Here is a 7,695-nt window from a genome sequence, read left to right on the forward strand (position 1 = left end):
ACCAACTTGGTAATAGGAATGGCTTGTTCAGTAGTATCTAACTCTGCATTAAAATAGCCACACATACTCGCTGAACCATCGATAATATAATCGATGCTGAAGCGCTACTCTTTGTCTGAGGTAATATGTCTAAATTTAATGGCGGCATAAAGTTAGGTTTAGTATTGACTTTTACCGCAGGCGCTTCAGTGGCAACCGCTTCAGGCTCATCACTACAGCCTGCAAGCACACTAACTAATAGTGCCGTACTCAATGCGCTAGCATACTTTGATAAGTCTATCTGCATTAATTTATCTCCAAGGGTTTGCTCGACACTTCTAGCGTACTATTCGTTCGCTGTACTTCGTACCACCCTTTATTAACCCAAACTGTCGATAGCGCATTTGGTTTTTTAAAGCAATAAGCAAAACCTCGTCTGTCAGGTTTGGTTAAACTAATAACGGAAGCACGCATTGTATTCTGCGCCAACTCAATAGAGTCAACTCCATCACTTTGCGTCCAAAGCTCAATCGAATACTGCCAATGATCTAGCTTTTTCTGGATCTCTACAGATACTAGATCTCTAATATTCATGTTGCCACGATTTTTTTGAAACCATGTAGTGATACTATCAGATAGTTGATTGCGATCTGATGCGTTTAGATCCTCAATCACTAAAGGCTCTTCCGTGTCCATGATGGGCAATACTGCGCCAAAAGTGTCAATAGCATTACTTTTATAATCGTTGTTTATATTAAGTTGTTGCTTAAGGGTGGATTCAAGCTCTGCATTCTTAATATTAGATTGCTTTAACTTGTTAAGAGCATTACCAGCTTCTTTTCTTAAACGTTGATTTTGTTGCTCTAACTTTTCATTCTCATCGCTTAACCTGCTGATTTTTAAGAATGATAGCAAGGCTCCACCTAAAATCAAAAATATTAAGCCGCCACTTAATAGATAATTAGTGTTCTTCCAAAATGGAGTTTTTTTGGCTATTTCTGGTTGCTTTTCAACAGGCATTTCTTTGGTATTATCAGAAGCACGCGCTTCTACCTCTGCTAAGGCAGAAAGAGTACCATTATTAATTCCTGTATTAGTGCCATCACTACTATCGTTATTTTCAATATTTCCTGCATTCGGCTGATTGGTAGAGCTATTTGACGTATTGGCACTAGGCACTGAAGAATCAAATATGTCATTATCTAATTTTCCTGAATCTTTCTTCTCACTACTGTTAGTAATAGTAGTTACTTTTTCTTTAGACTCATCAATAATTGTTTCTTTTGATAACTGATCTACCTCTTTATCATTCATTGGCGTTGCTATAGCCGATAAGGGCAACAGTGCTGCCCCTACCACTATTGCTAAAACGAGCTTAGTTGTTTTTGATTTTTGCGGCACAAATAGCTCACTGTTACAGATGTTTTTTATCATTATTATATTCCTAGTTACCCTGTAACTTCTGATGCATCGCTGAGTTAAAGTTCCAATGATCGTTACCATTTCCTGAACCCGTCAGATACATAGCATTTACGTCATAAAAATTAAGATTGCCAATTCTGTTGTTGATAAATAAATATGCAACCTTCTCGATATCATTATTCCAATATTTTTTAGTGTAAGGGAATAGACTCTCTAATAGAGGCAGTAGATTTTCTTTATCTGACAGACTATCGTTAAGACGTGGGATAGCGCCATCCTTATCGTAATCAACCAATATTGGAATATCTGTCATATTTTTATCAAACATGTTAGGTGGATATAACATTTTCGGATGTTCCAAAACGCTACTAATCTTATTACTATACATCTGGTCAGCAATACCACCAGCGCCATCACGAATCATATGCTCTTTGCTGTTCTCACTATAGCTAACATTCAGTGTTATCTCATCACTACCAAAATAATCCGCAAATACGGTATCCCAAACTGCGTGAGCATAATGACCTTCGTTGATAGCAGGATGCGGATGCGTATCATGGCTAAAGTAATCGCTCAGCTTAAAGCCGTTACCTTGTAGTACGATATTTAGCTTTTGGTTCTTTAGATGATCAATAGACTTGAAACCAGCTTGCTGTAGTAGCAATTTTATTTTTACAAAGATGTATTCATAAATACTCTCAAAGAACATCTCAGCAACCTTTGAAACTGCACCTGGATCAGTAGGTAACTCATCAACGATACGGATACCGTTTCGGATTTGCAGCTTCATAACTGAAGTTAACAAAGTCTCGTAATATTTCTCATTAGTATCTTTCGATTGTATGTTTACTTTATGCTCTAAGAATTTACGAATCGGGCTATCTTCAGGCTTTAGCATCGCACTTAATAAATCATTACCTGCCCATTTAATACTACTAGAGTATTTTAAGCGCTGGATTGCGTCATCATAATCCGTATATGTTAGCTCGATGTCGATGTCCGTTGTTCCGCCGCCCATATCGATAATGACATAAGATTCGTTAGGATTGATCATAGACATCTGCAATGCAGCTTCGGTCTCAGAAACCTCTATGACATCTGGCTTTTTGACCGTGATACCTGTTTTCTCAGCCAGCTTGCTCAATACAGTTTTCATATCACGTGCATAAGTATTAGCAAAGGTCGTATTTTCAAACATGAAGGCGTCAGGACGAGTAACATAAACATAGTCTATATCTGTCACACCAGAATATCTTAAGCGCGCTAACACTCCGATCAGCATCTGCTCAATATAGATAGAGCGCAGTCTGCTAGACAAGGATAATCACTCCCTCCTGTCTCTTGAGGCACTTAATATTTCCATAAATACGCTGTATATCATTACTTTCAAGCAAACTGTTAAAGAACTTAATGCGCTCATTATCTGAATTTGACACACCTAAAAAATCACTACATAAAGGAGTAAAAATAGGTGCATTTAAATTCAGGCCATTGATAAGTACCTGACCTTTATCTGCATTCTCTTTCATGGTTTTTAGCTGAACATCGGTCTGATTACTGCCGTCTGGATTGGTACGATTACTCAAACCGAGTAAAATCTCACTAGGAATGGTATAGCTAGCACCCTGCTCTACATCTGCCTGACGCTGTAAATAATAAGCGCTACGGTTTTTTAACCACTCTTCTTGTCCTTTAATATCATCAGTTTCGGAATAGACTAACCATTCCATTCTTGATTCATTAGCAGTATTAGCAAGATTGAGATTTTCGCGTTTAATCTGACCCTGTTCATTGTATGCCTTAGCCATGCAAGTATTAGAAGTACCAAAATCTAAGCCAATACACTTTATATGGCTGTTTCCTGATTTTAGATTTTCATTTAATATAATTGGCTGCGTAGCAATCACTGTATCGCCACAAGACAGCTCTATGATGGCAGGTACAAACTCAACTTTTAAGGGAATGGCATCAAAGCCAAATACTTTAGATTGTGTTAAATCTTGAGAATATACCGTGACTGTAATCTTGTCTGAGCCTAGCGTGGTATTTAACTTACTGGCTAAATCTTCGTACACGTTACGCTTTTCAATATCTACAGTTATAAAGTAGTAGTTCCAGCCTTCTACTTTAAAGTTTGGCCAGACGCCAACGCCAAAGGCTAAGTCATAAGGTGTGATCGCAATAGTAGTTTGATTGGCATCGCCGCCATGTGGGAACTCCATCCATCCTAATTCTGGCACATACAGTTTGGTATATTGTATTGAACACTCATTATTACTCTCACCATTAAATTTTACTTTGGTATGAACCGCTTCACCATTGGGTTTAGACAATTGCTCTATTACTTCAGGTTCAAGCCAGTACTCTTTTTTAACAGGTAAGAATTGTTGGATATTAACCACGTTACCATTGTTATCAGGTAGTTTATCCAACATGACTACCTGCGGGTGTCTAACTAAATAACCACTCGTTTTGACTACAGAGCTTGAAGTGCCAATTTCACTAAGCGTCACGACATTACGACAACCCAAGGTTAGCGCAGGGTAAATCGGCGCCACGACACTAGGAGGCGCTGGCGGTGGTAGATCAGTCAATATACCGGTTAAGGCGGTTAATAATATGTTTTCATTATGATTCTTATTCGCACTAGGACTGTTCTTTAGTCTGATTCTTAAGGCATTCAACTGCCCAGCAAAGAACTTATCTAGTGAGCTAATATTGTTTTTATCACCGTTTTCTTTTCGTGAGAACAAATCAGCATATCTATAACGCAGACTTGGGAGTTGCATGTTTTGTAGTAAACCTGCGAAGTACTCTTGCGCAGTACTGTTTGCTGCTAAGCACCAGTAATAGCCATTCCATAAAAATAATGGTGTCCGCTCTGAGTCATTGGTCACTATCATACCAAGTTCACTATCTGACCAGTTTTGGGTCAATAGCTCGCGCTTGAGCCAACGATGATAAGCATTGTTCTCATCTAATGGTATGGCAGTATAAACTACCTCTGTCGAACCACTTATCAGTAACCAGAACGCTGCTTCAATGACACGCTGTGCATACAGATATAAGCCCATCTCTGTACTTTGGAATTTATTGGCAACGATTTTATAATATTCAGTATGGTTACTTTCTATTAACTGTGAGACAGTAATATCATTTTGAATCTGTAGTCGCCATTTCTGTAATAAAAACGACGCTAAGATATTAGGAACACCTTGCGCGATACTCTCATCTAACTGAATCGTGTTAATAAGATTGGAAGTGGTTGATGTGGGCGATAATGCATCCAACCAACGAAGTGTCTTAGGATGATCTATATCCATAATATCTAACGATGCTACATCGCCTGCTAACTGCAAGTCCAATCCATCGCGCCGTAATGGGCAATTTTATCTCTTTGTTGCTGCATCTGTAGCTGAACGTGGCTAATAGATTGTGCCGTATCAGAAAGAGTGCGGAACTCAGAGAATTTCTCCCCAAACTCCTCTGCTGGTTTCACATAATCGTTGAGGTTTTTAAAGACTGAGCTAGCAATATTACTTGCTAATTGAGCATACTTACTCGTATCAGTGACACCTTGCTCTATGATGCTATTGATTTTTGCCTGTAGCGTAGTATCAATAGCACCTTGATCATTTACAACGGTGTTCTCTAAGACTTTAAGTGCACATGATTGCCACAATTCATCTTTTTCAAAACCCGTTTGGTCATTTGCACCAACCAGTTGCGACCATAAAGAATTAGCATTATCTGCACTATTGATATTATGGTAGGCTCTAAACGCTGGGATAATACCTGAGGCATTCTCATTATCATAGTCATGCTTTGAGAGCCACTTTAAGCTGTCTTGATATTGCTTTTGTTCAAAAAGCAAAGCATCCTTTAGATTAGTCGCTACAACTTTTGGTACAAAGTTCACCGACTTTAGACCGAACCAAGCTTTCTTGCTCTCAAGACTAACACCAAACCGCTCACTAATTTCGCCTAATAGCTTTTTGACAGTGTCGTACTGAGCAGCAGAATCCCCTAATACAGCATGGTTAATCTCGCCTTCAGCATATCCATTTAGCACCTCAATAAAGGCTTGCAAAACTAAGATGGTTAATGCGTTTTTTACCAGCAACATCCAAAGACTAACGAACGTTCTATTCTTTGAAAAATCTTCGAATTGTAAAGCAGCCGAAGTATGTGGATGAAAATGCCCTTTACGCACCTCATGAGAGAGTTGACTCATAGGCATATACAATTCGTTTGAGGTAAAATGTCTAGCAAAGCTATTCTGAACAGCATTTGCTGCCAGCAAGTTAACCACATGTGTATGTTCCGGTTGATCAAAGTCTCCTGCACTTGGTCTTTGAATATCTTGCCACATACTACCTGATTGAATAAAAATAGAGCTGACAGCATTATTACTATTAGATTGCAATTCATACTGGAAGTTTCTGAGCGCAAAGGCGGTATTGCGCTTTAATTTTCCAACATCAAAGGCGCTGCCTGTTGAGCCATCTTCACCAGGTTTAAGCTGGAACCATGGTAACGTTGCCACCGTTGCTAAATTAATCGCACGTCCTGAGCTTGAGCTGTTGATGATCTCGTTAAATGTACGAGCTAATGTTGGAATAATACCACTACCAGTACCGCCGAACACTGAGCCTACAATGACAATATTACAATCTGATGTATTAATACCCGTCACATCATCATCAAACAATGACAAGAATTCTTGCTGTAATAGCAATTTATTAGCTGTATTAATTTTTCCGCTGCCATCAAGTACACGTCCAAGCTTCTCACCAAATATGGTTGATCCTACTTTTGGATTGGCATGCATTCCTTCTGAGACTTTTATGTTCAAGTCTTTTTTCATAGAAAAAGGCTTTTATCTCTTCATTCGTTTTACTCTTTTGTGCTAATAGAACGTTTTTGACGGTCAAATCACTGCTAGAAGATAAGTTCTGGCTATAGGGTCGAATAATATCAAAATTAGCCTCTTTGGTCTTATTACCAATGCCTCTATGACGCAGATACTCATGAAGGCTTTGAATGTCTGGTACCAACTGGCTTCTTCTATTGGCAATTTGTTGAGACTGAGCATCAGCGTCAATAATATAGACGTGTGGAACATCTATAGATCCAGCATTACCTAATGCTAATACACGTAAATATGCGTGAATGATATGCTGACCTGAACCACCAACCCCAATAAGTACATTTGACACGACAAACTCCTGCTAAATTTAGACAATGAAATCTTTTTATTAGATACAATAATTATACTAATGCTGATTGATTTATACGATTTTAGATAATAAGACCTTTGTATAGCCTACCTATTATTACCATATAAGAATTTAGCAGTGACTAGCAGATAGATAAGCACACTAATCATCATAATTACGATTGCGCTTACTATTAAACTTCCCAAAAATAGTGGCGTTGTAAATGGTAAAAGTTTGGCGAATAAAATAGACTTAATATTCATGCAAACCTTGATATTTAAAGGGTCTGAAATTACTGCATATATATTAGGCTTGATACAAGAAGCCGCTGATTTATTAAGTAAAAAGTTCGGTAGAATGAACAATAACGCAGATATACCAGCAGCATATGTAGCGTAAATTATTCTTGCTCGTTTAACCATTATGCGTGGGTTCTTACGATTACGATGGAATAATATAGCAGCAACTACAACACTAGAAAAAATAGAAACAAAAGTAATTGCGACATAAAAGATCAATTGTCCCGTCTGTTTAAAAGCAGGTGCCAATTCATTCATCTCTAAAACCATCAAACCACTTAATACACTGACAATTACACCAGTAATAATAATTGCTTTTATTATTGCATTATTCATAAAACCCTCAATACGACATATGTCGTTAGATATCAAACTATGCAGTTATCGAGTATAGGTTATTGAAACTTATATACTTGCTACATACTAATTTTTAAAATTAATGTTATAAGACATGACTAGCTTAAAATGCAAATGATGATTTAATAAAACAATTTTGTGCTAGAAAATATACTTTAATAACTACATTTTCTAGCACAAGAAAATTCTATTTTTTTGATTGAATTCTAGATTTTTAATGATCGAAATAACCATGAGACCTAAATTTACGCAATTCGTACATACATGTCGCGTAATTCTACTCGACTAAAGTAAATTTTACTATAGCTTACTGATATTAGTTTTATATTTATCTGAATTAAGTAAAATCCAAAACTCTCGAGCAGATATTATCGAAAACTAACTCGTTCTTTTTAAAAGTAAAAAATCGATACTACCCC

At 37.5% G+C, this 7,695-nt stretch carries 7 protein-coding genes; all 7 read right to left on the reverse strand.

The genetic code is table 11. The features are described 5' to 3' along the window. Nucleotides 1-37: 37 nt before the first annotated feature. The gene (locus TT12_RS13420; RefSeq protein WP_045455715.1) at nucleotides 38-286 is read right to left on the reverse strand and encodes a hypothetical protein; all 249 of its coding nucleotides are present in this window, start codon (nucleotides 284-286) and stop codon (nucleotides 38-40) included. Beyond that, nucleotides 286-1,380, reverse strand: a complete 1,095-nt coding sequence (locus TT12_RS13425; RefSeq protein ID WP_207804084.1) for a hypothetical protein — start codon at nucleotides 1,378-1,380, stop codon at nucleotides 286-288. Before TT12_RS13425 ends, TT12_RS13420 begins: the two co-directional genes overlap by 1 nt. 43 nt (nucleotides 1,381-1,423) lie before the next feature. Then, complete coding sequence (locus tag TT12_RS13430; protein WP_045455720.1) at nucleotides 1,424-2,719, reverse strand: hypothetical protein; 1,296 nt, start codon at nucleotides 2,717-2,719, stop codon at nucleotides 1,424-1,426. Further along, the gene (locus TT12_RS13435; RefSeq protein ID WP_045455723.1) at nucleotides 2,712-4,766 is read right to left on the reverse strand and encodes a hypothetical protein; all 2,055 of its coding nucleotides are present in this window, start codon (nucleotides 4,764-4,766) and stop codon (nucleotides 2,712-2,714) included. Before TT12_RS13435 ends, TT12_RS13430 begins: the two co-directional genes overlap by 8 nt. Continuing rightward, entirely contained in the window at nucleotides 4,751-6,268 is a 1,518-nt protein-coding gene (locus tag TT12_RS13440) for a tubulin-like doman-containing protein (protein ID WP_207804085.1), read from the reverse strand. The genes TT12_RS13435 and TT12_RS13440 overlap by 16 nt, the downstream gene beginning before the upstream one ends. After that, nucleotides 6,192-6,620, reverse strand: a complete 429-nt coding sequence (locus tag TT12_RS13445; protein ID WP_045455728.1) for a hypothetical protein — start codon at nucleotides 6,618-6,620, stop codon at nucleotides 6,192-6,194. The genes TT12_RS13440 and TT12_RS13445 overlap by 77 nt, the downstream gene beginning before the upstream one ends. Before the next feature lie 107 nt (nucleotides 6,621-6,727). Next, nucleotides 6,728-7,255, reverse strand: coding sequence for a hypothetical protein (locus TT12_RS13450; protein WP_045455730.1), 528 nt, complete (start codon nucleotides 7,253-7,255; stop codon nucleotides 6,728-6,730). Nucleotides 7,256-7,695 lie beyond the last annotated feature (440 nt).

It is taken from the genome of Psychrobacter sp. JCM 18903, assembly GCF_000586475.1.
GTDB lineage: Bacteria > Pseudomonadota > Gammaproteobacteria > Pseudomonadales > Moraxellaceae > Psychrobacter.